This is a genomic window from Collinsella sp. LCP21S3_C7 (assembly GCF_052118485.1).
Lineage (GTDB): Bacteria > Actinomycetota > Coriobacteriia > Coriobacteriales > Coriobacteriaceae > Collinsella.
This window is the reverse complement of the sequence record NZ_JBQKHC010000003.1, coordinates 1-24,882: the sequence shown is the minus strand read 5'-3', so window position 1 is coordinate 24,882 and position 24,882 is coordinate 1. Positions and strand designations below refer to the sequence as shown.

At 60.0% G+C, this 24,882-nt stretch carries 21 protein-coding genes and 1 tRNA gene; 9 read left to right on the top strand and 13 right to left on the bottom strand.

Annotated elements, in window-relative coordinates:
* Window positions 1–7 precede the first annotated feature (7 nt).
* Window positions 8–1,672: a C45 family autoproteolytic acyltransferase/hydolase gene (locus tag ACTQ1E_RS02285; RefSeq protein WP_441564521.1), complete on the top strand. Its 1,665-nt coding sequence runs from the start codon at window positions 8–10 to the stop codon at window positions 1,670–1,672.
* Between the two features lie 326 nt (window positions 1,673–1,998).
* Here ACTQ1E_RS02285 and ACTQ1E_RS02280 read toward each other — a convergent pair.
* A tRNA-Met gene (locus ACTQ1E_RS02280) sits at window positions 1,999–2,075 on the bottom strand.
* Between the two features lie 197 nt (window positions 2,076–2,272).
* Between ACTQ1E_RS02280 and ACTQ1E_RS02275 the strand changes: the two genes are divergently transcribed.
* Window positions 2,273–3,046 (top strand): type III pantothenate kinase, encoded by a 774-nt coding sequence (locus ACTQ1E_RS02275; protein WP_441048738.1) that lies wholly within the window; start codon window positions 2,273–2,275, stop codon window positions 3,044–3,046.
* 108 nt (window positions 3,047–3,154) lie between these two features.
* Here the strand turns inward: ACTQ1E_RS02275 and ACTQ1E_RS02270 are convergent, their stop codons facing one another.
* The 4 genes from ACTQ1E_RS02270 to ACTQ1E_RS02255 form a co-directional block, all read right to left on the bottom strand.
* Window positions 3,155–4,351 (bottom strand): ATP-binding protein, encoded by a 1,197-nt coding sequence (locus ACTQ1E_RS02270; RefSeq protein ID WP_441564519.1) that lies wholly within the window; start codon window positions 4,349–4,351, stop codon window positions 3,155–3,157.
* 251 nt (window positions 4,352–4,602) lie between these two features.
* Window positions 4,603–5,304, bottom strand: coding sequence for a hypothetical protein (locus tag ACTQ1E_RS02265; protein ID WP_441564517.1), 702 nt, complete (start codon window positions 5,302–5,304; stop codon window positions 4,603–4,605).
* Window positions 5,305–7,041: a 2-amino-4-hydroxy-6-hydroxymethyldihydropteridine diphosphokinase gene (gene folK / locus ACTQ1E_RS02260; protein ID WP_441564515.1), complete on the bottom strand. Its 1,737-nt coding sequence runs from the start codon at window positions 7,039–7,041 to the stop codon at window positions 5,305–5,307.
* A gap of 94 nt (window positions 7,042–7,135) precedes the next feature.
* The gene (locus tag ACTQ1E_RS02255; RefSeq protein ID WP_441056409.1) at window positions 7,136–7,888 is read right to left on the bottom strand and encodes an NAD-dependent protein deacylase; all 753 of its coding nucleotides are present in this window, start codon (window positions 7,886–7,888) and stop codon (window positions 7,136–7,138) included.
* Window positions 7,889–8,024: 136 nt separating this feature from the next.
* Between ACTQ1E_RS02255 and ACTQ1E_RS02250 the strand changes: the two genes are divergently transcribed.
* Window positions 8,025–8,843, top strand: coding sequence for an exodeoxyribonuclease III (locus ACTQ1E_RS02250; RefSeq protein ID WP_154516667.1), 819 nt, complete (start codon window positions 8,025–8,027; stop codon window positions 8,841–8,843).
* 535 nt (window positions 8,844–9,378) lie between these two features.
* Here ACTQ1E_RS02250 and ACTQ1E_RS02245 read toward each other — a convergent pair.
* From ACTQ1E_RS02245 to ACTQ1E_RS02235, 3 genes are read right to left on the bottom strand one after another with little or no spacing between them, the layout of a single operon-like run.
* Window positions 9,379–10,092: a DUF6580 family putative transport protein gene (locus ACTQ1E_RS02245; RefSeq protein WP_441564513.1), complete on the bottom strand. Its 714-nt coding sequence runs from the start codon at window positions 10,090–10,092 to the stop codon at window positions 9,379–9,381.
* A gap of 4 nt (window positions 10,093–10,096) precedes the next feature.
* Window positions 10,097–11,716, bottom strand: coding sequence for an ABC transporter ATP-binding protein (locus tag ACTQ1E_RS02240; protein ID WP_441564511.1), 1,620 nt, complete (start codon window positions 11,714–11,716; stop codon window positions 10,097–10,099).
* Between the two features lie 23 nt (window positions 11,717–11,739).
* Window positions 11,740–12,726: an energy-coupling factor transporter transmembrane component T gene (locus tag ACTQ1E_RS02235; protein ID WP_441564509.1), complete on the bottom strand. Its 987-nt coding sequence runs from the start codon at window positions 12,724–12,726 to the stop codon at window positions 11,740–11,742.
* A 96-nt stretch (window positions 12,727–12,822) separates the two neighbouring features.
* Between ACTQ1E_RS02235 and glmU the strand changes: the two genes are divergently transcribed.
* The 6 genes from glmU (at window position 12,823) to gltA (ending at window position 20,575) form a co-directional block, all read left to right on the top strand.
* Window positions 12,823–14,235: a bifunctional UDP-N-acetylglucosamine diphosphorylase/glucosamine-1-phosphate N-acetyltransferase GlmU gene (gene glmU, locus ACTQ1E_RS02230; protein WP_154516675.1), complete on the top strand. Its 1,413-nt coding sequence runs from the start codon at window positions 12,823–12,825 to the stop codon at window positions 14,233–14,235.
* 193 nt (window positions 14,236–14,428) lie between these two features.
* Complete coding sequence (locus tag ACTQ1E_RS02225) at window positions 14,429–15,415, top strand: ribose-phosphate diphosphokinase (protein ID WP_441564506.1); 987 nt, start codon at window positions 14,429–14,431, stop codon at window positions 15,413–15,415.
* A 746-nt stretch (window positions 15,416–16,161) separates the two neighbouring features.
* Window positions 16,162–16,998, top strand: coding sequence for a hypothetical protein (locus ACTQ1E_RS02220; RefSeq protein WP_441033143.1), 837 nt, complete (start codon window positions 16,162–16,164; stop codon window positions 16,996–16,998).
* Window positions 16,999–17,346: 348 nt separating this feature from the next.
* The gene (pth, locus tag ACTQ1E_RS02215; protein ID WP_441564504.1) at window positions 17,347–17,976 is read left to right on the top strand and encodes an aminoacyl-tRNA hydrolase; all 630 of its coding nucleotides are present in this window, start codon (window positions 17,347–17,349) and stop codon (window positions 17,974–17,976) included.
* Window positions 17,977–18,335: 359 nt separating this feature from the next.
* A complete protein-coding gene (locus ACTQ1E_RS02210) occupies window positions 18,336–19,175 on the top strand; it encodes a sulfide/dihydroorotate dehydrogenase-like FAD/NAD-binding protein (protein WP_006235793.1) in 840 nt (279 codons plus the stop codon).
* A complete protein-coding gene (gltA, locus tag ACTQ1E_RS02205; protein WP_427728860.1) occupies window positions 19,166–20,575 on the top strand; it encodes an NADPH-dependent glutamate synthase in 1,410 nt (469 codons plus the stop codon). The genes ACTQ1E_RS02210 and gltA overlap by 10 nt, the downstream gene beginning before the upstream one ends.
* Before the next feature lie 127 nt (window positions 20,576–20,702).
* Here gltA and ACTQ1E_RS02200 read toward each other — a convergent pair whose 3' ends face one another.
* The 5 genes from ACTQ1E_RS02200 to ACTQ1E_RS02180 form a co-directional block, all read right to left on the bottom strand.
* Entirely contained in the window at window positions 20,703–21,326 is a 624-nt protein-coding gene (locus tag ACTQ1E_RS02200) for an AAA family ATPase (protein ID WP_427717988.1), read from the bottom strand.
* 173 nt (window positions 21,327–21,499) lie between these two features.
* Window positions 21,500–22,138 carry an amino acid ABC transporter permease gene (locus tag ACTQ1E_RS02195; protein WP_055285379.1) on the bottom strand — a complete coding sequence of 213 codons (639 nt, stop codon included), beginning with the start codon at window positions 22,136–22,138 and terminating at the stop codon, window positions 21,500–21,502.
* Between the two features lie 3 nt (window positions 22,139–22,141).
* Complete coding sequence (locus ACTQ1E_RS02190; RefSeq protein ID WP_441033137.1) at window positions 22,142–22,888, bottom strand: amino acid ABC transporter permease; 747 nt, start codon at window positions 22,886–22,888, stop codon at window positions 22,142–22,144.
* Window positions 22,889–22,913: 25 nt separating this feature from the next.
* The gene (locus tag ACTQ1E_RS02185) at window positions 22,914–23,789 is read right to left on the bottom strand and encodes a transporter substrate-binding domain-containing protein (RefSeq protein WP_441538476.1); all 876 of its coding nucleotides are present in this window, start codon (window positions 23,787–23,789) and stop codon (window positions 22,914–22,916) included.
* 8 nt (window positions 23,790–23,797) lie between these two features.
* Window positions 23,798–24,529, bottom strand: a complete 732-nt coding sequence (locus ACTQ1E_RS02180; RefSeq protein WP_055251548.1) for an amino acid ABC transporter ATP-binding protein — start codon at window positions 24,527–24,529, stop codon at window positions 23,798–23,800.
* Between the last annotated feature and the right edge of the window lie 353 nt (window positions 24,530–24,882).

Here is a 24,882-nt window from a genome sequence, read left to right as displayed (position 1 = left end):
CAAGATTATGAGAAGAAAGATAGCCTGCGTATTGTGTTGCGCCAGCCTATGTTTAAGCATGGTGGCAGGCCCAGGATGTTCTGCAAATAATACGCAAGGTGGGTCATCAGACGGCACGCTGGCAAATGCCGGATCAACTTCTGAAAACGAAGAGTTTGACGGGAAGTTCGATGCAACCGTCAACGCAGGAAATGCGCAAGAAGTTGTGTATGTAAATGGCTCTTGGTTTGACATGGGAAAGCAGTATGGCTTACAGCAAAAGGATCAGTTAGAAAATAACTGGACAGCTGTAATGGCTTCAATTTATGCAGAGGCAGACGATGCCGCATATAACGAAGCTATGGGTAAGATTCTGAAACATTATGAAGAGGATGATCCATCTGTATTTGATTTCTTGTCGGGAGTAGCTGAGGGGGCAGGAGTCTCAAAGGAAGATGCAGTAGTTGCAGTTATGGGTTCATCTGTTCTTAACTATGACCTCATGTTGCATTTTGATCCAGAGAGCTCAAATGATCCAGAGCGTTCAAAAACATGTATGAATGTATCTGCTTGGGGAAGTATGACTCAGGATGGTCATCATCTTGGAGCCGCTAATCTTGATGCAGTCAGCACAACACCCGCCGCAATGTTCTCGAGCATGGTTTCTTATCCGAAACATGGCAATGCAGTCATTGCATCAGGTGGATTGCAGGGAAATGCATTCATGAACTCTAAGGGCCTTATTATTACCTATGCCGGAGGGCCTACGGCATCGCCAAGCGAAGGTGCTAAGACAATCGATAGGGAAGGCACCTTCCTCGATACTTTGTTTGCTTATTGGTACACAGCAACAAAGTGCGATACGGCAGACGAAGCAGTCAAAATGCTTACGAAAACTGAGTGGATTCACACGGGTAACATCAACGTTTCCGACAACAAGGGAAATGCGTATCTCATCGAGCAAAAAGATAATGCATATGTAGTGCGCAAAGCCGGTGACTACGGTGAGACGGACTATCTAATTGCAGCGAATCATTTCAAGGATGAGCTCTGGATGAATGATTCATATGAGGCATATCCGGATAGCGTTCCAAGAGCCAATACTCTAGAAAAGGTTATGCAAGACGAGAGCGGCAGCGTTACCCCACTCACGCTCGCGAACGGACTCGGAAGCATTCGTTACTATGACGAGGGCAAATGGAGTGAGGAAAATTGGGATTTCGGTGGTTTCTATCAGTTCCACTCTCCAGAAGGAGATGACATAGAATTCAAGACAATTTTCAGGACAATTTTTGATGCAACTGATCAAGAAATGTATGTCTTGAGAGGTCATGACAAGAAATTCCGTTCAGACGTTCCCTATGGTACAGCTAATTACTACAGGCTTACTCTCGGAAAGAACATGCAGGCCACTAATAAGAGCGCAGAAGTCGACGCGCGTATTGCGGTAAGAAATGCAGGAGCTGAATTGTATAAGAAGGGCTCAGTGGATGACGAGTCCATGGAGTATTACAATAAGGCTGCTGAGGCGGTACACACGGGATGCAATTACACCACTATGGCTGATTGCGCCAATGCGAAAGGCGATAAGGAGCAGGCTGCGATTATGTATGGCCTTGCTACTTCGCAGTTTGCCAATGCTCAGCGATACGCACAGGCATCTTATACTACTGAAAATGTAATTATTCAGTAATCTTGCGTAACGCTCAGCTCGTCATTTAAAGAAAGCGGAAGTGATCTCGAACCCTCCCTAAAGATAACGCTCGAGATCACTTCCAAGATGTACCATCATGCCGATCATCTCGGCATGATGGTATTTTTCGTTTATTCGCGCTGCCAGGCTTTCCTGCGTCTGACCCGGAGTTTTGATCGTGGAGGCCGGATTCGAACCAACGACCTCCAAGGCGCAGAGAGTGACACGGGGGGATCCAAAATGCCCGCGCAGCAACTAGCTCGCCGTGCTATGTATCCAAAGAAAAACAGCCCAGAGGAACAATGCCTCTGAGCTGCTAAAAGTCTTGGTCGCGGGGGCAGGATTTGAACCTACGACCTCCGGGTTATGAGCCCGGCGAGCTACCAGACTGCTCCACCCCGCAATGTCTGGGCGCCTCATATGCGCAAGAAGGAATATTACTCGGGAGTTCGGTGGACGGCAAGGAAATTCTCGTAGAGCATAATTCCTTCATATTTAAAACCCCTCAGCCCATATCACCGTAAACGAATCGCAGCCGAGCGCCGTCGACAGCACGTATACAATGGTGCGCGTCCTTTTATGCCGAAACCGGGAGTAGACATGCTGCTCGCTATCGATATGGGAAACACGCAGACGGCCATGGGCCTGTTTGACGGAGACGAGCTGGTGCAGTCGTGGCGCATGCCCACCGACCGCTCCTATACCGCAGATGAGATCCATGTGCGCCTGATGGGTTTTTTTAAGATGTACGGCCTTTCGCTCGACGCGGTCGACGCTATCGCCTTTGCGGGCGTGGTGCCGCAGCTCTCGCGCGAATGGCATGCCGTGGCCGACCGCATTGCCGCAGACGTCATCGTCATTGGGCCGCAGACGGCAGCCGTGACCAAGCTGCGCGCGGCGCGTCCCCGGGCCGTAGGTGCCGATCGCGTCGCCAACGCCGTTGCGGCTGAGACTTTCTACGGCGCGCCGGCAATCGTGGTGGACTTTGGCACCGCAACCAATATCGACGTCATCGATGAGGACGGTTATTACATTGGTGGAGCGATCGCGCCGGGCATCCGCATCTCCATGGATGCACTTGCCGCCCGCGCCGCCAAGCTCGCCAGCGTGCCGCTCGAGGCGCCCGAGCACGCCATCGGCCGCGATACCGAGGAGTGCATCAAGGTCGGCGCCGTGGTGGGCACCGCCGCTATGGCCGAAGGCCTGGTCGCGCGCATGAAGCGCGAGCTGGGCCGCGAGGATGCCACCGTTATCGCCACGGGAGGCCTCGCCGGCATCGTCGCCGATTCGACCGATGCCTTCGACGTGGTCGATGGACAGCTCACCATTAAGGGTATCTGCGAAATCTACCGCCGCATGCAGGAGCTGGGATAGGGCAGGAGCTTAAGTCGAGCACGAGCGCGAGCGGCGAACTAGGCAACGCTTCGAGCCTATTCCTCAAAAACGAAAATTTTCAGTTTTGAGGAATAGGCTCGAAGCACGCTAAGCCTCGCCGCACAGCCACCTCGCCAGGTCCACGATCTGCACTCCGTCTCGATCCGTGGCCTCGTGATGCGTGCGGGAGAGAATCATCTTGGGATACGCATCGCCAATGCTCAGCAGTGGCGAAATCTCGCGTTCAAATGTCTTATCCGAGCTGATGTCGTCGCTCACCTGAATGTAGAGCTTCTCGCTTCGCTTGATTGCTACAAAGTCTATTTCCTTTTTATAGAGCACGCCGACGTATACCTCGTATCCGCGGCGCAGCAGCTCGATTGCCACTATGTTCTCGTATACGCGCCCCCAATCCATATCACGTGTACCGAGCAGCGCGTATTTGAACGCGTGGTCCGCCAGGTAATACTTCTCGCCGCTCTTAAGGTATTTCTTGCCGCGAATGTCGTATCGGCGAACTTTATAGAAGGCAAACGCATCGCACAGGTACCCCATGTACGCACCGACCGTCTTGTTCGTAATCTTTAGTCCATCCGCATTTAATGCATCGGTAATGTTGCGTGCCGACGTAATGTTGGAAACGTTGTCCATCATGTAATCGGCAATGCGCAGCAGCGCCGATTCGTTTCTCACGTTATGCCGTTGCACGATATCTCTCACAATGAGCGTCTTAAAGACGTTGGAGAGATATTGATAGCGCTGCTCCTGCAGTGGATAAGGGTAAGAGCCAGACATACCGCCGGTTCTCGCATACTCATCGAAGCCACGGTCGACCTCGCCCTCGTCGCCATAGAGACGATACTCCTCAAACGAGAATGGGAAAACCTCGATCTCGAACGTGCGCCCCGTAAAGAGCGTCGACAGATCGCTCGACAGCAAAAAGGCATTCGATCCGGTAATGAAGATGTCATAATGCTCGGATGCGTGAAGACTGTTGATCGCACGCTCAAAACCGTCGCACATCTGAACCTCATCGATAAGCAGAAAGTTTTGTTTGCCGGGCACCCGATGATCTTTTACATAAGCGAGCAACGCGTGATACTCGAGCAGGTTCTCGAACTCATCGAGGTTGTAGTTGATATGGATGACATTCGAATTAGGCAGATTTGCCTCCACGTAATCGCGGAGGGCCTCGAGCAATTTTGATTTACCGCTGCGGCGGATGCCCGTGATGACCTTGATATCCGGCACGCCAATAAGACTCGTCAACGTGTCCATATATGACGCTCTATTGATGAGTTTCATCGGGGCCTCCTCGCGGTCTTTTATCTCTATTCCTCAAAAACGAAAATTTTTCAGTTTTGAGGAATAGGCTCTATAGCGAATATACCTCGCGAAAGGCCGAGCTGCCTTAATCCTATTCCTCAAAAACGAAAATTTTTCAGTTTTGAGGAATAGGGCCGCGATGCCACCCTGTAGTCGCGCAAAGACCCTCCCCGGCAGAGGCCGAGGAGGGTCTTGTTGTCATCATTATCTTTGAGCGCGGGCATCTCGCGTTACAGCCCGCGAATCCGTACGGCCTCGGGCGGAAACTCCTGCTCGCCGGCATCGGTCTTGATGGTCGCGCGACCCCAGATGTCCAGGCCCGCAAACACACCGACCGCAAGCGGCAAGCCGTTGGGCGACACCGCCGCAACCTGGCGGCCCAGCAGCGGCACCATGTCGAAGTACTCGCCCAGCACGGGAGCCAGCGGGCCGGCGGCGCCCTGCGGCGTGTTGGCGACAACCGCCCAGGCGTCCACGCGGGCCAGCACGGCGGTAGTCAGCGCTTCGACCAGCGCTTCATCGGTCACATCCACGCCAAGTTCGCCCAGCGCCGCGCGCTCAATATCCACCGTCACGGCACCGAACATACCCGCAGCACCGGCGCCACCGTTGACGGCGACGCGTGCAAACGACGTCTCAAACGCGGGCGCGCCGCACACAATATCGCTCGGCCACTGAATGCCCACCTTACCGGCAAGGCCCAGCCCCGGTGCTGCAGCCGTTCCCGCGAGCGCGTCCATCATTCCCATCGCCGCCACAAACGGAAGGCCATGGAAGGCGTGCATATTCACATCCGGGCGCACGACCAGTGAAAACGTCAACGACGCCTCACCCACGCTCCAAGCGCACCAGCCCGCGGACACGCCTTCGCGGCCCGCATCACGTGCCGCGTCGAGCTCGGTACCGGCGGCAACAGCATTCATCTCGATCATCTACATACGCCCCAATTCGCCCACGATATGGCCCACGCGATCCTCGGGCTCCTTGACCTCGACGCCGTTGAAGCGGAAGAACCGCGCCGGGTCGTGCATCAGGTCCTCGAGCGGCACCAGCACAAAGTCGCGTTCGCCAATGAGCGGATGCGGCAGGCGCAGCTTTTTGCCGCCATGGGTCTCGCCATCCATCCACAGCAGGTCCAGGTCGATGGTGCGCGGGCCGTTGACCTTGGCCTTCTTGGATCGGTCGCGCCCCAGCTCGGCCTCGATCTTCATAAGCTCGTCGAGCAGCACCAGCGGCGCCAGCTCGGTCTTGATCTCGATGACGGCGTTGGCAAACGCGTCCTGGCGCGTCTCGTAGGCCGGCTCGCTCTCGTAGATGCGCGAGCAGTTGGACACACAGGTGAGCGGAATCTCGGCGATCATGTCGCGCGCGGCGCGGATGTTGTCGCAACGATGCCCCAGGTTGGAGCCCACGGCCACAAACGCGCGACGCGGCTGCGGCTTGGCAACAGCCCAGTAGCCGTTCAGGAACTGCGCAAAGCCGGTGACATCGTGCACGCGCACGATGTTGGCACCGGCCTGGATAGCGCCCAGGCACACGCCAAATGTGGCGGCATCGCGCTCGGCGGCCTCGGTCACGCCCGAGACGGCGCCCACAAAGCGCTTGCGCGACACGGCGCACATGAGCGGATAGCCCAGCGACGCCATCTTGGCGGTCTCGCGCTGGATGACGATGTCTTCGTTGGCCGTCTTGCCAAAACCCGGACCCGGATCGATGCAGATACGGTCGCGTGACACGCCGGCGTGGATGAGCGCGCGTGCCTGATCGGACAGAAAGCCCATGACGCGGCGCATGATGGGCGCCGAATCGGGCAGGGTAAAGCGGCGGAGCTGCGAGGTGGGCACATAAGCCTCCTCGCGGCGGGCGCTGCGGCGCATCATGGCGGCCAAGTGATCGCTGGGCTCCGGCGCGGGCTCAGGGGTCGCGGCGGCCTCGGCGGCAGGGGCAACCTGCTCGGCGGCCGGCGTCTCCTGCTTCTGCTCGCCCGTTAGCTCGGGCGCTGGCTCCGGATCGCCAAACGGCAGCGAGGGCTGCACCACGCCACCCGGCAGTTTGGCCTCCGTCTTGGGCTCGCCCAGCAGCTTGCCGCGACGACGGCGGGCGGGCTTCTCGGCCTCGCGCGCGGCCTCGGCAGCCGCCTCGCGCGCCTTCTCGGCAACAAACGCCGCGGCAGAGGTATCGAGCTGAACCGTTGCATGCGTGCGAGCGGGCGCGGCGACCTCGCCGGCGTGCATCACGATGACGCCGCAGGTGCTCGTCGCGACAAACTCGACCATCTTGGGGTCGGTGAAGCCCGTCACGTCGTTGACGATCGAGGCACCGCAGCGCACGGCTGCCTTGGCAACCGCCACATGACGCGTGTCAATCGAGACGATGGCGCCCTCTTTGGCAAGCGCACGCACCACGGGCAGCACGCGACGCGCTTCCTCATCGGGATTGACCGGGGTAAAGCCGGGGCGCCACGTCGACGTGGACTCGCCGCCCACGTCGATGATGTCGGCGCCGGCATCGAGCATCGCCAGGCCGTACTCGATAGCGGCATCCTGGTCGAAATGCTCCCCGCCGTCGCTAAACGAATCGGGCGTCACGTTGAGGACGCCCATGATGCGCGGACGGTCAAAGCTGAGCTCGTACTTTCCGCACCGCCATGTCTTGCTGTCGTTCGCCATGAACATCCTCCTAAAATGCCCGCGCCGCCACGCTCGGGCGCAGGCGGCGGGGTCGCTTTGCAATTAGTCTTTCTATTGTATCCGCGCACGCGGGCTAGAACGCAAACGCGGCAGCGATGTCGCAAGAAATCAGCAGGTCGGCATTTGCATCCTGATCGGTGGGAGCAAGATTGCATATGGCCAGCGTATCGCCGGTAAAGTATCGCGTAAGGCCCGCCGCCGGATACACCACGAGCGAGGTCCCGCCCACAATGAGGGCGTCGGCCGCGGCAATGGCGGCAACGGCGTCGGTCAGCACATGCTCGTCGAGCGGCTCCTCGTAGAGCACCACATCGGGCTTAATGCGCCCGCCGCACGCGGGGCACACGGGCACACCCGCGGCGTCCTCGTGCCCGCGGGCGCAAATCCACTCGGCGCTATAGACCGCGCCGCACGACTGGCAAATGTTGCGATGGACCGATCCGTGCAGCTCGAACACGCGCTGCGAGCCCGCCATCTGATGCAGGCCGTCGATGTTTTGCGTCACCACGGCATTTAGTTTGCCGGCACGCTCCAGCTCGGCCAGCTTGGTGTGGCAGCGGTTGGGCTTGGCGCCAAGTGAGATCATCTTGGTGCGGTAGAAGTCGAAGAACTCGGCCGGATGCGCCTCGTAAAAGCTATGCGAGAGCATGGTCTCGGGAGGGTAGGCAAACTGTTGGTGATATAGGCCGTCCACGCTGCGGAAATCGGGAATGCCACTCGCCGTGGAAACACCGGCGCCGCCAAAGAAGACCACACGCTTGTGGGTACCAAACAGCTCCGCCAGTGCGGCGGAGGCCCGCTTGGGATCCGATATCGCCTGCGTCATATGAGTCCTCCGTCCTTGTTGGTCGGGCAGCGTCGGGCGACATCCCAGCATGCGGCCTTTGAGTCAGCACGCGCGGAGCCCACCACCGCCCCTTTTGCGCTAATCTTAAGCCTGCAAACCCCGTCGAAAGGACACCATGCCTCAGACTTACACTTTCGCCTCGTGGAACGTCAACGGTCTGCGCGCCGTGCTCAAAAAGGACCCGAGCTTTATCCAGATCGCACAGGAGCTCAATGTCGATATCCTGGCGCTGCAAGAGACCAAGCTGCAGGAGGGCCAGGCCGATATCGACCTGCCCGGTTATCACCAAACCTGGAGCTACGCCGAGCGTAAAGGCTATTCGGGTACTGCGGTCTTTAGCCGCCAGGAACCGCTGCGCGTGCTGCGCGCCGATGCGCTGCTGCCTTACGCCGGCGAGGGCGCGGCAGCCGAGCTCGTGGCGCAGGCCGCGACCGAGGGCCGCGTCTGCGCGCTCGAGTTCGACAAGTTTTGGTTTGTGGACGTCTATACGCCCAACGCCCAAAATGAGCTCGCGCGCATCGATGTGCGCATGGCCTGGGACGATGCCTATCGCGGCTTTTTGGCGGGACTCGAGCGCGAGACCGGCAAGCCCGTGGTGACCTGCGGCGACTTTAACGTCGCGCACGAGGAGATCGACCTCAAGAACCCCAAGTCCAACCGCGGCAACGCAGGCTTTTCGGACGAGGAGCGCGGCAAGTTTACCGAGCTGCTCGACGCCGGGTTTACCGATACCTGGCGCGCGGCAAATCCCGACGTCGAGGGCGTCTACAGCTGGTGGAGCTACCGCTTTAATGCCCGCAAGAACAACGCGGGCTGGCGCATCGATTACTTCCTGGTGAGCGACGCCATCGCCGGCAACGTGCGCGACACCGGCATCCGCGGCGACATCTTTGGCAGCGACCACTGCCCCGTCACCCTCACCCTAGAGCTCTAGCCCCAGCCGACCCCTCGGGGACGAAGCAAAACGGATCATTTTCACCTCGCGAGGGAATCCACGCGGCACACCCGCCACGAAACTGCCCCATCTACTACGTTTAAGCCACTACCCTCAACCACGGCGAACAACGCAAAAAGAAAACCGCAGGTAGAAAGCCTGCGGTTTTTCATAAAACGCGGTCATGGTCGAGGGTATCAAGCTAAACGTAGTAGATGGGCTAGTTTCGTGGCAAGCGACGTCAACTGATTCCCTGGGGACGTCTGGGGGCGGAAGAAAACGGATCGATTTGGCTCTCTAAGGGCCACGACGCCCATCATGTCAGCCGGCCATTTTAAAACTATGCCGGTTTACGGGGCTGAATCGCAAATCCCCAACCAAACGCAATTCAAGCAAAATAAAACCGCAGGTAGACGGATCGTCTATTTTCGGAAAAAGCCGGTATGGTCTGCCTGGGCCAATCTAGCCCCGTAAACCGGCATAGTTTTAAAATGGCACTTCGACAGTATTGATTCTCGCCCCGGCGCAACCGCCACTACAGCCCGTATTTCACGACGACACGGTTAATGCGACGACACCAAGGTTTGTAGAGAGCGGCCAAGAACACGCAGGTCGCAAGGCCGTGTGTGATATCGAACGGTACCGCCGTGGCAAGACGCGCCACGGCGCCCGCCCACGTGAGCGGTTGCACAAAACCGATGATGTCATAGGCGTTAATCACGGCGCCATAGAGCAGGCCCGACGCAAAGCCGTACGCCATCAGCGCCGGCATGCGCACGGTTCCATCGGCACGGTCGAACGCACCCGCATGCGCCAGCGCGCCGCCAACATAGCCGACCAGACCCCAGGCATACATCTGCCACGGCGTCCACATGCCCTGCCCAAAAAAGAAATTGCTGGTCAGCGCCGCCAGTGCGCCAACCATAAAACCATTGCGGCGACCAAGCGTCGTCCCGGCGATAATGGCGATGGCGCTCACCGGTTTAAAGTCGGGAATGGGGCCAAACAAGATACGCCCCGCCGCGGCCAACGCCGCCAGAACCAGCGAGGGCATAATCTGGCGCAAACCCGGACGAGATGCCTCGTAACCCGCAAAGAACAGCGCGAGCACCAGCGCCACCACGACAAGCATGGCAAGCGCCGCCTGCTCAACGCCTGCCAGCAACGCCGCGGCCATTACCGCTGGCACCGCCAGCAGCAGTGGGATCTCCAGTTTTGCGAGTATGCGCAAGACGCGATAATCCGCCATCCCATCACGCCCTATAAAACACATTGTCGGCAAAAAAGTCGGCGGGCGGCTCCATGCAGGCAATCTCACCGTCGAACATCATGGCAATGTCATCGGCAACCTGCTCGGCAAAGCCCAGATCGTGCGTTGCCATGATGACGGTACCGCCAGCCTCCGCATGGTCGCGCAGGGCGCGGGCGATGATGCGACGGCTGGCCAGGTCCAGACCCTTGGTGGGCTCATCGAGCAATAGCAGCTCGGGGCCGATCAACAGCAGCTTTGCCAACGCAAGCAGCTGGCGCTGCCCGCCCGAAAGATCGTACGGATGGCGCCCATCCAAGCCGGACAATCCCAGACTCGTCGCGCGCTCTCGCGCCATAGCCTCGTCATATCCGCAGGTCGAAGCCCATTCCATCAGCTCCTCGCGCACCGTCTCGGCAACCAGCAGCGCCTTGGGATTCTGAGGCAGCAGTGCCGCTGAGGCCGCCCCGCGCTCCATATGCCCACGCTGCAACTTGACCGTCTTGGCCAGCACCGAAAGCATTGTCGACTTACCGCAGCCGTTACCGCCCACAACAGCATGCACCGCGCCTGCCGAAAACGACGCATCGAGCCCGCGCAGCACCCAGCCGGACGCTCGATCGTAGCGAAACCAGCCCCCTGCCAGGGTGGTAGCCGACCCAGCGTGCATTTTTGGGAGTATTCGGCATCCACCGGCGCACGACGGCGCCCCCGAGTCGTCTTGCGACAGGATTTGCGCCTCAAATTCAGCCGATTTGTCCGATTTCGGTCTTTTTTTTGCGCCCGGATCGCCCACGCGCGGGTCCAAATAGCCCGGCCGGCCACTGGCGCTGCTGAAAACTCCGTTTTTTGCACGCCACGAGCCACCCCACCCTGGCACCTCGCCAGAAAACAGCTCTTCGCGATGCCCCAAGGAGGCGATGTCAGCGACCTCGCTTACGCACCCGCCCTCAATCCGATACGCGCACGTCGCGTATTCGAGCATCGGGCGCGGCTGGTGCGTTGCCACAACAACCGTGCAGCCCAGCTCGCGATTCACGCGAAACAGCGCATGCAGAAAATTTTTCTCGGCAACGGGATCCAGTTGGGACGTGGGCTCGTCGAGCAGCAGCACGCGAGGGCGCAACGCCAGCACGGCTGCCAGCGACAGCAGCTGCTTGCGTCCGCCCGAAAGCGTATCGGTATCTCGGTGGAGCCAATCCTCCACCCCAAAGAAATAACTGGTCTCGGCCACGCGACGGCGCATCTCGTCGCGCGACATGCCTAAGTTTTCCAGGCCAAGCGCCATCTCGTGCCACACGGTTTCGCACACAATCTGGTTCTCGGGGTCCTGAAACACATAGCCCACGCGCTCCGCGGACGCGCGAACGTCCATGTCGGCAACGCTTTCGCCCAGCATGCGCAGCTCGCCGGAGCATTCGCCCGCCGGCGAAATCTCGGGCTTGAGCAACGAGAGTAATGTCGACTTGCCCGACCCGGTACCACCGACAAGCAACGCAAACGTCCCTTGGGGAACACGCCAATCGAGCTCCTCGAACACCGGCACTTCGGCCCCGGGGTAGGCAAAGCGCAGGCCCCGCACTTCAATCGCCGGTATATCCGAGCCGCACACCGCGTCCGCCATGATGCTCCCGTCCAACCGAGCCATCAGCCAAACCTCTTCTCGTCAATCGCATGCACCACGCAGGGCAGCGCCATCCAGGTCGCGTATACAACATAGCCAAGCCACGGCGCCGGCACCGAAAGCTGCGGGTAAAACGAATACTGCATCGTCGCGGTCCACGCCACTGCCGCCGTGGCCACGCCAAACAGCGCAAGCCCAACCAGCGCGGCAACGTCGCCGCGCGCCAGCCGATACCGCGCGTACGTCGTGCGACGCGCCGCGGCGCCCCACCCACGGGAGCGCATGGCGTCCGCACGCTCCAGCGAATCTTCCATGCCCCAGCCCATCAACACGCTCGATGCCCGTAGGCGCGAACGCACGGGGTCGGCCGGCGCGCGGCCCGGCACATCAATCGCATCCTGCACCGCCAGCACCGTGCGACCGCGACGCAAAAACTGCGGGATAAGCCGCATACACATCGAGATCATGAGCGCGATCACCGGCGCGATGTTACCCAAAAGCGCAAGCACCCTGTCGTAGCTAAGCATCGACGCCGCGGCCTCAAACCACAGCACGCTCGCCACAAACAGCCCGCCCATGCACAGGCCGTATACCATACTCTCCAGATACACCGCACGCATGCCAATACGGAACAGTTCCGTCGAGCCCGAAGCGCTAAATAACGGGTTGAGCACCGCGATAATCAAAATCACCGGCAGCTGCCAGCGAAGCGCCCCCAACGTGCGGGCGACGCCGCGCGTCGCAAACCCATACGCCAGCCCGCCCGCAAGCGACAGCGCAAGCAGCACCGGTTGCATCGAGAACATGGTGAGCCCCAGCGTCAGCACCATGTAGAGCGCCGGCACCGCCGGATGCGACATCGAGAATGCCGCGACGGGCTCGTTGCCCGATTCCTCTCGCATGATATCCACGAACACCCCATCCCCTCGCTCAAACGCCAACGCCGCAGTGCCGCTGCCATGCACAACCAGCGCAAACGTCACGCCGGCGGCACCGACATCGGCCGCCATGCGCCAATCGTTACGCGCTCATCATATGCCTGCGGTATCATATTGCTCCGTGTATCGTTTCCAAACTCACGTGTCTATAACGTAACAGGAGATCACATGGACGCAACCGCAATTATCCTCGCCGCCGGCGAGGGCACCCGCATGAAGTCGAACCACTGCAAGGTTTCGCACAAGATCCTGGGCAAGCCCATGGTCCAGTGGATCGTCGACGCCACCATCAAGGCCGGCTGCAGCCGCGTCGTGGTCGTCATCGGCAGCCACGCCGACGAGATGCGCGCCCTTATCGACGGCGCCTACGCCAACAGCGCCACCAAGGTCGAGTGCGTCGAACAAACCGAGCGCCTGGGCACCGGCCACGCCGTAAAGGTCGCGCTCGAGGCATGCGGCATCATGCAAGGCCCCGTCGTCGTGCTCAACGGCGACCTGCCGCTCATCACCGCCGACACCGTCGCCAAGTTCGCGCAGACCGTCGCCGGCGGCGAGCTCGCCTGCACCGTCATGACCATGACCCCGCCCGATCCCTTTGGCTACGGCCGCATCAAGCTGGGCGCCGACGGCCAGATCGAGCGCATCATCGAGCAGAAGGACTGCACGCCCGAGCAGGCCGCCACGTTGCTCGAGTGCAACGCCGGCTGCTACGCCTTCGACGGCGCGCAGCTCGCCGCCCACATCAGCGAGATCGGCAACGACAACGCGCAGTCCGAGTACTACCTGCCCGACATGCTTGAGATTCTCAAGGGCCACGGCCAGGCAGTCTCCATCTTCCACTGCGACGACTACCGCGACGGCCTGGGCGTCAACAGCCGGATCCAGCTCGCGCAACTCACCGCTATCGCGCGCGACCGCATCAACGAGCACTGGATGGCCGAGGGCGTTACCTTCATCGACCCCACGCAGGCCTGGATCGGCCCCGACGCCGTCATCGGCCGCGACACCGTCGTGTGGCCGCAGACGCACCTGATCGGCCACGTCACCGTGGGCGAGGAGTGCCAGCTCGGCCCCAACAGCCGCCTCACCGACACCACCGTTGGCAGCGGCTGCACCATCGATGAGACTATCGCCATCGAGGCTGTCATCGAGAACGGCGTCGACTGCGGCCCTCGCGCCTACCTGCGCCCGGGCACCCACATGCTCGATGGCTCCAAGGCCGGCACACACGTGGAGATCAAGAAGTCCACGATCGGCGAGGGCTCCAAGGTACCGCACCTGTCCTACATCGGCGACACCACCATGGGTTCCGGCGTCAACGTGGGCGCGGGCTCCATCACCTGCAACTACGACGGCGTGCACAAGCACAAGACCGTCATCGGCAAGGATGCCTTCATCGGTTCCGACACCATGATGGTCGCGCCCGCCCAGATCGGCGACGGCGCACTCGTGGCCGCCGGCTCCGTCATCACCGAGCCGGTCCCGGCTGACGCACTCGGCCTGGGCCGCGCCCGTCAGGTAAATATTGAGGGCTGGGCCGCCGATTATCGCCGCCGTCTGCACGAGGACGACGAGGTATAACGTTTTACCAAGCATCTAAGGAGCCGTTCCCATGGGGATGGCTCCTTTTTCTATGCTGACCTGCGCGACCGGATGAGTGGTCGGTTCGTGTCCGTTGACGGTAAAGACGTTATCAAGACCCGATAAACCCCGCCGCGCGGTTACAATGCAACAAGGCATCTATATGGCATTCGATATATAAAGGAGAAGGGTAATGCCGATTAATGATCCCGAGAAGTCGGAGAATATGCGCAAGTCCATCCGCGTGTATTCCGGTTCCTCCAACCGTCCCCTCGCTCAGAAGATCGCTGAGTACCTTGGGGTCGAGCTTTCGGGCCTTACGCTAAAGCAGTTCGCCAATGGTGAGATTTACGCCCGCTACGACGAGACCGTCCGCGGCGCCGACGTCTTCCTGATTCAGTCCGTGGCCGGCGGCAACGTTAACGACATGCTCATGGAGCTGCTCATCGCCACCGACGCTGCCAAGCGCGCATCCGCCCGCTCCATCACCGCCGTCATCACCCACTACGGCTATGCCCGCCAGGACCGCAAGGCCGGCCCGCGCGAGCCCATCACCGCCCGCCTCGTCGCCAACCTGCTCGAGCGCGCTGGCGTCAACCGCATCATCACCCTCGACCTGCATCAGGGCCAGATCCAGGGCTTCTTCGATATCCCGGTTAACCACCTGTCCGCACTGCCGCTGTTTGGCCAGTACTACAACGACATGCACTTCGACACCGACAACCTGGTTGTCGTCTCCCCCGACGTGGGTCGCGCCAAAGCTGCCAAGAAGCTCTCCGACATGCTCGACTGCAGCCTCGCCATCGCCCACAAGGGCCGTCCGCGCCACAACGCCGCCGAGGTCATGGGCATCATCGGTGACATCAAGGGCAAGACCTGCATCATCAATGACGACATGATCGACACCGCTGGCACCCTGTGCGCCAACGTCAAGGAGCTCAAGGCCATGGGTGCCGGCGACATCTACGTGTGCGCCACCCACGGCATCTTCTCGGGCCCGGCCATCGAGCGCCTGAACGACGCCCCCATCGTCGAGTGCCTCGTCACCGATGCCATCCCCGTCGAGGTTGGCGGCAAGATCAAGACCATCTCGGTCGCCGAGGAGTTCGCCGAGGCCATCTCTGCCGTTTACCACGAGGAGCCCGTCTCCACGCTCGTCGGCGGCGACTTCGCGCTGTAATCCAGCGCGCATCGCATCATCTTTGGTGTCTTTGAAGGGTCGGAAGCTCACTTCCGACCCTTTTTTCTGCCCCTCGACAACCCGCCTTGGACAGTTAGTTCAGATTTGTATTAATGTGGCATTCGTTTGGGCCATTTAATGCGTCGAAAGCTCTCTTGCCGGCATAATTCCGCTCGATTCCTCCTCCTATGGATCTCTTCACCATGCCATTGGCCCCATTTTGCCCACCGAGTCCTTCAACAACGGCAATACACCCCGGTCGCCTTGTACAAATCTGAACTAACTGTCCAGCATCCATCTCAGTAGATGCCTCCAGGGCCAACCCATCACTCCATTCTCCACTTTTCCAAGGCATTCCGTATGATGTCGTTACCGCCCGCGGCGCGCGACGCCCCTTTGAGCGAAAAGAACGGCACGGCCATATCATTTCGCCAACGGCTTAGTACCTTATAGCTATGACAACCGTAATTTCACACCTCTCCGCCCTCCGCGCAATTCGCCGCGCTCGACGGGCGTACTCCGCCCTTCCCTGGGACGCCATCGATGACGAGCAACAGACACAAGCCCTCGTAGGTTGCGTTCCCAACAAGGACGCCATAGACTTTGCGGCCCTTGCAATACTTGACGCCTGGAGCGAAGACGACTCCGAGCGTCTAGACCTCTTTGTTGCGAGCGGCAGCAACAGACGACCCGACGGACGGCTCCTCCAGCACACCATCACCGCCCCTCTCCCCCAGGGCGCGATCATGCACATCGAAGCCGACATCTACGCAACGTCTCCCGCCATGACGGCCATGCTTTGTTCCAAAAATGAATCGGTTGCCAAAACCTTGATGCTTCTCATGGAACTGCTCGGAACCTACTCACTTCCGCCCGAAGCAACTTACCCCATCGCCTACGACGACACGTGGCCCGAGGCCAACAGCTTCGAAACGATGGACGATCTCGATTGCCAGGGCGATCAACCGACACCCGAAAAGCAATCCGAAACCCGCTACGAACAGGCACACTACAAATGCGAGCCCGCCACAACCATCGAAGAGCTCGAGGCAGTCGCACGGTTTGCCAAAAGTAGTTCCTACGCCTCGTTTCGCACAGCTATCAAACTCGCCCGGGCCGGATCCGCATCCCCAGCGGAATCATTGATGTTCGCTGTCCTGGGCGCACCCATGCGCTTTGGCGGATTCGGGTGTTGCAGCCTGCCCATGGGAGGCCTGCTGCTCAACTATCGAGTCGATTTCGACACCCTTGCGGTCAACATGTCCTCGGGCATCCCCTACGCCATCTGCGACTTATATTGCCCAGCCGCCGGAGTCGACAACGAATACAACGGAATTGGACATGAGCTTCAAAACGCTCGCATCCACGATGGCAATCGCAACAATGGCCTTAAGGCCATGGGTATCCACGTCCTGGTTATCAACCGTGACCAAATGAAGGACCTTGTTGCACTCGAAGCCTTCGCCCAGACGATGCATCGACTTGCGGGAGTTCGATTCCGCTACCGCATCAAGGGTTATCGCAAGCGTCAGGCCGCCTGGCTCAACACCCTGCGGGCCGGAATCGGCCTCGCGCCGGTCTAAAAGACTTTTGCCCAGTGTTACCGAGCATGGCTGGACAGTTAGTTCAGATTTGTATAAACAGACGGCTCATTTCGAGGTGGTTTGCCGCCATCCCGGCGCCAATTACCTCATTTGAAGACTCAAAAGATCTGAAATAGCGCAAATTGTGCTCCCCAAAGCGCCGTGACAGTTCCGTGGCCCCGATTTTGGCAGTCAAAGATCTCTTGGTTTATACAAATCTGAACTAACTGTCCATCCCGGCTTCTGACGACTGTCCAAACGCCCTCATGCGGCCTCAATCACCCTCCATTTGACAGCAGCAACGGGGTCGCTCACCATAGCAGGCGACAAATCGATGAAAGGAAGCACATGGCAGCTGCACAGCCGCTTAAGATTCGCATGGTTGCCGGACTTGGCAACCCTGGCGATGAGTATGCCGAGACCCGCCACAACGCAGGCTTTAAGGCGATCGACGAGCTGGCGCGTCAGGCCGGCGTCACGTACTGGAAAAACCAGGCCGGCGCCGAGGTCGCGCTCATCAACATCAACGATCCAGATGAAGAGGGCGGCAAGCGCCAGATTGTGCTGGTCAAGCCGCAGTCGTACATGAACACCTCGGGCGGCCCCATCTCCAAGCTTTGCCGCGAGTACAAAATCAAGGCCGAGGAGCTGCTCGTAATCCACGATGAACTCGACATTCCCGCCGGCGACGTGCGCGTCAAGGTGGGCGGCGGCCACGCCGGCCACAACGGCCTGCGCTCCATCATCGACAAGATGGGCAGCCGCAACTTTAGCCGCATCCGCACCGGCATCGGCAACCCTCCCGGCAAGATGGCTGTCGCCGGCTACGTGCTCAAGCAGCTGCGCGCCCGCGAGGCCGAGGACTTCCAGGACACCTGCGTCCGCGCCGCCGACGCCGCCGGCCTGGCGATTGTGCACGGCGTAATCTATGCCCGCGACCACGTCAACGGCTCCGCCTCTGCCAACGGCAAGCACTAAAACCTACCAAAAAGGGATGTTTATTTTGGCAGGTTTTATATGCGAAAACGCCGCAGCGGCCGCATCGCAATAAACCCTGTGCCGCCATACATACCCAACACCCCAAAAGGGGCCGGCCTCACCGATGTGCAAGGCCGGCCCCTTTTGTCGTTTTATCTGATAAAACCCGCCAAAATAAACCTGTCTCTTTGTGCTAGATCACTTTTCCCGCCTGCCAAAGATACACGTAAGCAACATGTCCATGAGGGTATAATTTACACCGTATGTCTGCACAACGCCTGTGCGCGTACGGTTTTATTCGGGCTGCCGTCCATTTCCGTGGAGGCACGGTTCGGTTGCCCTAACAAGAGAGGGGTTCTATGTATAAGATCCTGGAGAAGACGCAGTTCTCGGAGAAGGTGTTCAAGTTCCGCATCGAGGCGCCTGCAATCGCCAAGCATGCGCACGCTGGACAGTTCCTCATGGTTCGCGCCAACGAGACGGGCGAGCGTGTCCCGTTTACCCTGGCCGGCTGGAACGGTGACGAGGGCTGGGTCGAGTTCATCTTCATGGTGATCGGCAAGACCACCGAGATGCTTTCCACCTACGAGGCCGGCGAGTCGCTGCGCGACGTCGTGGGCCCGCTGGGCGTTCCCACCGAGATGGCCGAGGGCCCCTGCGCCGTCATTGGCGGCGGCGTCGGCCTGGCAATTGCCTTCCCGGTCGCCAAGCACCTGGTCGAGACCGGCCACGAGGTGCACGCCATCATGGGCGCTCGCACCAAGGACCTCCTGCTCATGGAGGACCAGTTCCGCGAGCTCCTCGACGAGGACCACATCCACATCACCACCGACGACGGTTCCTACGGCGAGCAGGGCGTTGTCACCGCTCCGCTGGAGCGCCTGCTGCAGGACAAGGCCGTGAGCCAGGTCTTCTGCGTCGGCCCCGTTCCGATGATGAAGTTCTCGACCCTCACCGCCCAGAAGTACGACACCCCCATCACCGCGTCGCTCAACCCCATCATGGTTGACGGCACCGGTATGTGCGGCTGCTGCCGCGTCGAGGTGGGCGGCGTGACCAAGTTTGCTTGCGTCGACGGCCCCGACTTCGATGCCACCCTGGTCGACTGGGATGACCTTCGTGCCCGCCAGGCCGCTTACCGTTCCGAAGAGGGCGAGTCCCTCAAGGCCTATGAGGAAAAGAGCTGCGCATGCCACTAGTTAACGGTCGTTTCGTTGCCGATATGAAGTCGCCCCGCACCCCCGATAACGAGGAGCCGGCCGCCGAGCGCGCCTGCGACTTCCGCCCCGTCGACAAGGGCTTCACCGAGGAGATGGCGCTGGCCGAGGCCGAGCGCTGCCTCAACTGCAAGAAGCCGTTCTGTGTTGAGGGCTGCCCCGTCAACATCAACATCCCCCGCTTTATCGAGCAGATCCGTGAGAAGGACTTTGGCGGCGCCCTCGATACCATCCGCGAGGACTCCATGCTTCCCGCCATCTGCGGTCGCGTCTGCCCGCAGGAGAACCAGTGCGAGGGCAAGTGCATCCGTGGTAAGAAGTCCGAGCCCGTGGCCATCGGCCAGCTCGAGCGCTTCCTGGGTGACCGCCCCGAGCTCGCCTCCACGCCCAAGATGGCTCCCAAGAACGGCAAGAAGGTCGCCGTCGTCGGCTCCGGCCCGTCCGGCATCACCTGCGCCGGCGAGCTCGCCCGTAACGGCTTTGACGTCACCGTCTTTGAGGCCTTCTTCACCGGCGGCGGCGTGCTGGTCTACGGCATCCCCGAGTTCCGTCTGCCCAAGGCAGTCGTCAAGCGCGAGATTGACGGCCTTGAGGACATGGGCGTCAAGTTTGAGTACAACTCCGTCGTGGGCAACATGGCCACGGCCGATGAGCTGTTCGAGCAGGGCTTCGACGCCATCTATGTGGCGACCGGCGCTGGCCTGCCCAAGTTCCTCAACGTCCCCGGCGAGAACCTGCCCAACGTCTTCTTCGCAAACGAGTACCTCACCCGCGTGAACCTGATGAAGGCCAACAAGTTCCCCGAGTACGACACCCCCACCAAGCACGGCAAGAACGTCGTCGTCTTTGGCGGCGGCAACGTGGCTATGGACGCTGTCCGTACCGCCAAGCGCCTGGGCGCCGAGCACGCCATCATCGCCTACCGTCGTACCGAGGACGAGATGCCCTGCCGTCGCGCTGAGCTGCACCATGCTAAGGCCGAGGGCGTCGAGGTTCTGCCGCTCGTCTCCCCGCTCGAGTTTGTCGCTGGCGAGGACGGCTCCGTGTGCGCCGTCAAGGTCCAGAAGATGGAGCTCGGCGAGCCTGACGAGTCCGGCCGTCGTCGCCCGGTGCCCATCGAGGGCGCCATCGAGGAGATTCCCTGCGACGTCGCGATCTCGGCTATCGGCACCAACGCCAACCCCTTCGCTGCCAAGATCGGCGGCAAGATGGAGCTCAACAAGTGGGGCTACATCGTCGCCGACGAGGAGACCGGCCAGACCACCGATCCCCGCATCTGGGCCGGCGGCGACATCGTCACCGGTGCCGCTACGGTCATTCTGGCGATGGGCGCCGGCAAGAAGGCCGCCGCTTCCATCACCAAGAGCCTGCTGGGTGAGTAGTCACCTACAGCGCTAACCACCAAACGGCAAAGTCCCCGTCGGGCACACGCCCGGCGGGGACTTTTTCTATGCCGGCCGCTCGATCACCACAAAGGTGCCTGTCCCCTTTGCGGTGGCTTTTGGTCGGCTAGCCTTCGAGCTGAGCCACCTTGTAGCGGTAGGCAGCGGCTATGACGTCTTTGCAGCCCTCGCGGCCCAGCTTGGCGCGGTTGACGACGATATCCTTGCCGCTCGTCATCTTCCACTTTCCGGCGCTGTAACGTTTATAGAACGCCTCGCGTGCCTTCTGCTGCTGCTTGACCAGCTTGGCGCCCTTCTTTTTGTTGAGCCCACGCTTCTTGCGCACGATCTCGACGCGGTCCTCAAAGGGTGCGGTCACCAACACGGCAATGTGATTAGGGTTGTTACGCAGCAGGTAATCGGACAGGCGACCCTCGATAATGCAGCTCTCGGTCTCGCCCAGGTCCAAAATCACCTGACTCATCTTTTGGAACAACTTGTCCGAGTACGAACGCGCATCGTAGCGGTCGGGCAGAAACGCCATGTTCTCCACGGCCAGACGCTCGTCGTAGGCGGCCATCTTATCGAGCGACTCACCCGCGCGCATCGACGCACGCACCAGCAGCTCGTTGTCGTACAGCGGAATTCCCAACTCGTTGGCAAGCATGCGGCCAATCTCGTGACCCTCGGCGCCAAAGTCGCGCGCGATGGTAATGACCACAGGATTCTTCTTGTTCTCCAGATCGCTCATCGCGATTCCTTTCTCTATGTGACAAAGGGACAGTCCCTTTGTCACATTCATTTTGCCCCCACCTTCGTCCTGGTTTCCCAAGTGCGGCAGATTGCCCCGAAAGAGGAGTGCCGCGTACTAAATGTACGCAAGCGACGATTGAGGGGCAAGGTGCCGTGCTTGGGGAAGCAGGACTATGCGGCCACAATGCGACGCTGATATGCCCTCACCAGCAGCGAGATACCAAAGTTGAGCACAAAGTACATCGCAAACACCAGGCCGTAGAGCATAAGCACCTGCGACAGGTCGATCGCGTGGGCCATCACGACGTTTGCCGTGTACATGAGCTCGGCCACGTTAATGCCCGAAAGATACGAGCTGTCCTTGATGACGGTCGTGCACTGGCTAAACAGCGCCGGAATGATCGTCTTAAACGTCTGCGGCAGAATGATATAGCGCATGGTGGCAAAGAAGCCAAAACCCTGGCTCTGCGCCGCCTCAAACTGGCCGCGCGGAATCGAGTTGAGGCCGCCACGCACAATCTCGGCCATAACAGCGCTGGTAAACAGCGTAAAGGCGATGGTCGAAATCACAATGTCCAAACCCTGCACCGTAAAGTAGATAAACAGGATCCACAGCAAGTTTGGCGTGCAACGGAACAGCTCGATATAGGCGCTCACCAAAATACGGAACGGACGGGGCGCGTAGCTTTTAACGAGCGCCAGCACCGTGCCAAAGATGAGCGAGAAAAAGATCGACAGCGCCGAGATCTCGATCGTCTTAACAAAGCCGCCCCAAATGTAGAGCAGGTTGGTCGCGTTGAAGATTTCCATGCGCTAGGCCTCCTCTACGTTGTCGAGCCCCAGCTCGGCCAGGCTCATGCCGCGCGGGCGCTCCTTGGAGCGGCGCTCGAGCCACTGCACCAGCATGGCGAGCGGAAAGCAGATGATGAAATACATAAGGCAGCAGACGATGTATCCCTGCAGGTAACCGTACAGACTCACAAAGTTGTCGGAACGGTACATAAGGTCGCCGCCGGCCACAAGCGCCAGCACCGACGTGTTCTTGACCAGGTTGAGTGCCTGGTTACACAACGGCGGCAGAATGATCTTGAACGTCTGGGGCAGCACGATGTAGCAGTATGCCTGCGCACGGGTGAAGCCCTGGCTCTGGGCCGCCTCCATCTGGCCACGCGGAACGGCCTCGATACCGGTGCGGATGACCTCCGAAATGTAGGCAGCGTGATACAGGCCCACGCCCAAGAAGCCCAGCACAAACGGCGCGATACGCACCGGCTGGTCGGCACCGGTTATGGCCTGCAAAAACTGCGGACCGGCCATGTACATAAAGAGCACCTGCACGGGCAGCGGGGTGTTCTGGTAAAACTCCACGTACACGCGGCTTATGGCGCGCAGAACGCGAGAACGAGTGGTAGAGAACACGCCCAGCAGCGTGCCCAACACCAGCGACAGCAGCAGGCCGGCAACGACCACCTGCATCGTCACGCCAAAGCCCTCCCAGAAGGGCCCCATGTTTTGGAATGTCGTCGACCAGCGGTCGGCGTCAAACAATCCTTCGAGCATTTGATTCCTTCCTTGGACGATGCGCCTATACAAGACCCCAGGTCTTAACCTCTTGGTCGAGCCAGCCGTCGGCCAGGCGATCGCATATCACCTGATCGACCACGGCCGAAAGATCGCAGCCCTTCTTGGTCGCCACACCGTAGCCCTGCTCGCCAAACTTGACCTCGGGTTGCAGCAGCTCAACGGTCTCGTTCATGTAACCGGCCAGCGTGGAGCGGTCCATGGCAAAGACGTCGATATTGCCGGCATCGAGCGAACTCTTGATGATGGGGTAGCCGCTAAAGGCCCTAAACTCGGGCTCGCAGCTAAAGCCGTTGTCCTTGATCATCTGCTCGATCAGGCCCTGCGTGGTGGCACCCTGGCTCACGCCAATGACTTTGCCGTCCAGGTCCTCAATCGAGGTAAAGCCCGAACGCTTCTTGACCATGAGTCCCACGTAGTCGGTGCGGTACGGCGTCGAGAAATCCCAGCTCTTCTTGCGCTCGTCGGTGATGGTGTAGGTCGCCGCGACCACGTCGAGCTGGCCGTTATCGATCAGCGGGCCGCGCGTCTTGGGCGTTACGTCAGTAAACTCGACAAGCTCCTGGGCACGGGCCTCCTTGTAGCTCACGCCAAAGACGGCAGCGGCGATCTGGTAGCACAAATCGACCTCCATGCCCTCAAAGCGGCCCTTGGCGGTGTCGTAATAGCCGTAGCCAGGAACGTCCTTCTTAACGCCGGCATTCAGATGGCCACGCGACTTGATGGCCGCAAGCTTAGACCCCTTGTCGGAGTCCTCACCGCCGGTGGAGTTGCCGCAACCGGTAAGCGCAGTCCCCGTCAGCGCGAGCATACCGGCGCCCGCCAGCTGCAAAAAGTGGCGGCGCGACACGGCCGCCCTCGTCATATCCGTCATGTCCATCACCGCGCCTAGTGCAGAATCTTGGACAGAAACTCGCGGCAGCGCGGGTTCTCGGGGTTATCGAAGAAGTGCTCGGGTGTGCCCTCCTCCAGGATGCGGCCGTCCTCCATAAAGATGACGCGGTCGGCCACCTGGCGCGCAAAGCCCATCTCGTGCGTCACGCAGATCATGGTGATATCCTCCTGCGCGAGCTCAATCATAACGTCCAGGACTTCCTGGACCATCTCGGGGTCGAGCGCCGAGGTCGGCTCGTCAAACAGGATGATGGGCTGCTTGGTGCACAGGGCACGGGCAATGGCGATGCGCTGCTGCTGACCGCCCGAGAGGTTCTGCGGGTACTCGCCTGCCTTATGCGCCATGCCGACGCGCTTGAGCGCGGCGATGGCGATCTCGGTCGCCTCCTCCTTACTCTTCTTTTGCAGCTTGATGGGCGCGAGCGTCAGGTTGCCCAGCACCGTCATGTTGGGATATAGGTTGAACTGCTGAAACACCATGGAGCTGTACTTGCGAGCCATCTCCAGGTGATTCTTCTTGGTGAGCGGCGTACCGTCGATGATGACCTCGCCCGACGTGGGCTCCTCCAGATAATCGACGCAACGGATGAGCGTGGACTTGCCCGAGCCGGAAGGCCCGATCATTACGAGCTTCTCGCCGCGCTTGACGGTGAGGTTGATATCTTTGAGCACATGCAGGTCGCCAAAGTACTTGTTGAGATGCTTGATCTCGATCATGTCTGCCATGAATATCCCTTTCCTGCGCTTACACGAATTGCTCTATTTTACGGAAAGAACCACGTTTCCGCAGCCCACACTACATTCCCGTAAAGAACCCGCAACCTTTAACCCACTCATTGGGGACAGACTTAAATGAGTACCCTCTCATTGGGCGCTCATTTAAGCCTGTCCCCAATGAGTGCCGTAATGGGGCAGCTAATTTTGAGCAAACGTCAGCGAAAACCCGTACACGCGAGCAAGGTGACGTGAAATCAAAACCACCCCTAAAAGGGGTGGTTTGCTCTTAGGGTATAACCCTTGGATTTCCGGCACGCGTCTAAAGGCGCCGGCCCTCACGGGGTTCGGGCCGCACTGCAGAT

What these genes read in the sequence shown, in the direction of transcription:
- ACTQ1E_RS02285 (WP_441564521.1), top strand. Translation starts at nt 8, where the DNA reads ATGAGAAGAAAGATAGCCTGCGTATTGTGTTGCGCCAGCCTATGTTTA.
- ACTQ1E_RS02250 (WP_154516667.1), top strand. Translation starts at nt 8,025, where the DNA reads ATGCCTCAGACTTACACTTTCGCCTCGTGGAACGTCAACGGTCTGCGC.
- pth (WP_441564504.1), top strand. Translation starts at nt 17,347, where the DNA reads ATGGCAGCTGCACAGCCGCTTAAGATTCGCATGGTTGCCGGACTTGGC.
- ACTQ1E_RS02240 (WP_441564511.1), bottom strand. Translation starts at nt 11,716, where the DNA reads ATGGCGGACGCGGTGTGCGGCTCGGATATACCGGCGATTGAAGTGCGG.
- ACTQ1E_RS02180 (WP_055251548.1), bottom strand. Translation starts at nt 24,529, where the DNA reads ATGGCAGACATGATCGAGATCAAGCATCTCAACAAGTACTTTGGCGAC.
- ACTQ1E_RS02210 (WP_006235793.1), top strand. Translation starts at nt 18,336, where the DNA reads ATGTATAAGATCCTGGAGAAGACGCAGTTCTCGGAGAAGGTGTTCAAG.
- ACTQ1E_RS02185 (WP_441538476.1), bottom strand. Translation starts at nt 23,789, where the DNA reads ATGGACATGACGGATATGACGAGGGCGGCCGTGTCGCGCCGCCACTTT.
- ACTQ1E_RS02245 (WP_441564513.1), bottom strand. Translation starts at nt 10,092, where the DNA reads ATGGCGGATTATCGCGTCTTGCGCATACTCGCAAAACTGGAGATCCCA.
- ACTQ1E_RS02255 (WP_441056409.1), bottom strand. Translation starts at nt 7,888, where the DNA reads ATGACGCAGGCGATATCGGATCCCAAGCGGGCCTCCGCCGCACTGGCG.
- ACTQ1E_RS02235 (WP_441564509.1), bottom strand. Translation starts at nt 12,726, where the DNA reads ATGGCGGCCGATGTCGGTGCCGCCGGCGTGACGTTTGCGCTGGTTGTG.
- folK (WP_441564515.1), bottom strand. Translation starts at nt 7,041, where the DNA reads ATGGCGAACGACAGCAAGACATGGCGGTGCGGAAAGTACGAGCTCAGC.
- ACTQ1E_RS02220 (WP_441033143.1), top strand. Translation starts at nt 16,162, where the DNA reads ATGCACATCGAAGCCGACATCTACGCAACGTCTCCCGCCATGACGGCC.
- glmU (WP_154516675.1), top strand. Translation starts at nt 12,823, where the DNA reads ATGGACGCAACCGCAATTATCCTCGCCGCCGGCGAGGGCACCCGCATG.
- ACTQ1E_RS02200 (WP_427717988.1), bottom strand. Translation starts at nt 21,326, where the DNA reads ATGAGCGATCTGGAGAACAAGAAGAATCCTGTGGTCATTACCATCGCG.
- ACTQ1E_RS02265 (WP_441564517.1), bottom strand. Translation starts at nt 5,304, where the DNA reads ATGATCGAGATGAATGCTGTTGCCGCCGGTACCGAGCTCGACGCGGCA.
- ACTQ1E_RS02190 (WP_441033137.1), bottom strand. Translation starts at nt 22,888, where the DNA reads ATGCTCGAAGGATTGTTTGACGCCGACCGCTGGTCGACGACATTCCAA.
- ACTQ1E_RS02270 (WP_441564519.1), bottom strand. Translation starts at nt 4,351, where the DNA reads ATGAAACTCATCAATAGAGCGTCATATATGGACACGTTGACGAGTCTT.
- ACTQ1E_RS02275 (WP_441048738.1), top strand. Translation starts at nt 2,273, where the DNA reads ATGCTGCTCGCTATCGATATGGGAAACACGCAGACGGCCATGGGCCTG.
- gltA (WP_427728860.1), top strand. Translation starts at nt 19,166, where the DNA reads ATGCCACTAGTTAACGGTCGTTTCGTTGCCGATATGAAGTCGCCCCGC.
- ACTQ1E_RS02195 (WP_055285379.1), bottom strand. Translation starts at nt 22,138, where the DNA reads ATGGAAATCTTCAACGCGACCAACCTGCTCTACATTTGGGGCGGCTTT.
- ACTQ1E_RS02225 (WP_441564506.1), top strand. Translation starts at nt 14,429, where the DNA reads ATGCCGATTAATGATCCCGAGAAGTCGGAGAATATGCGCAAGTCCATC.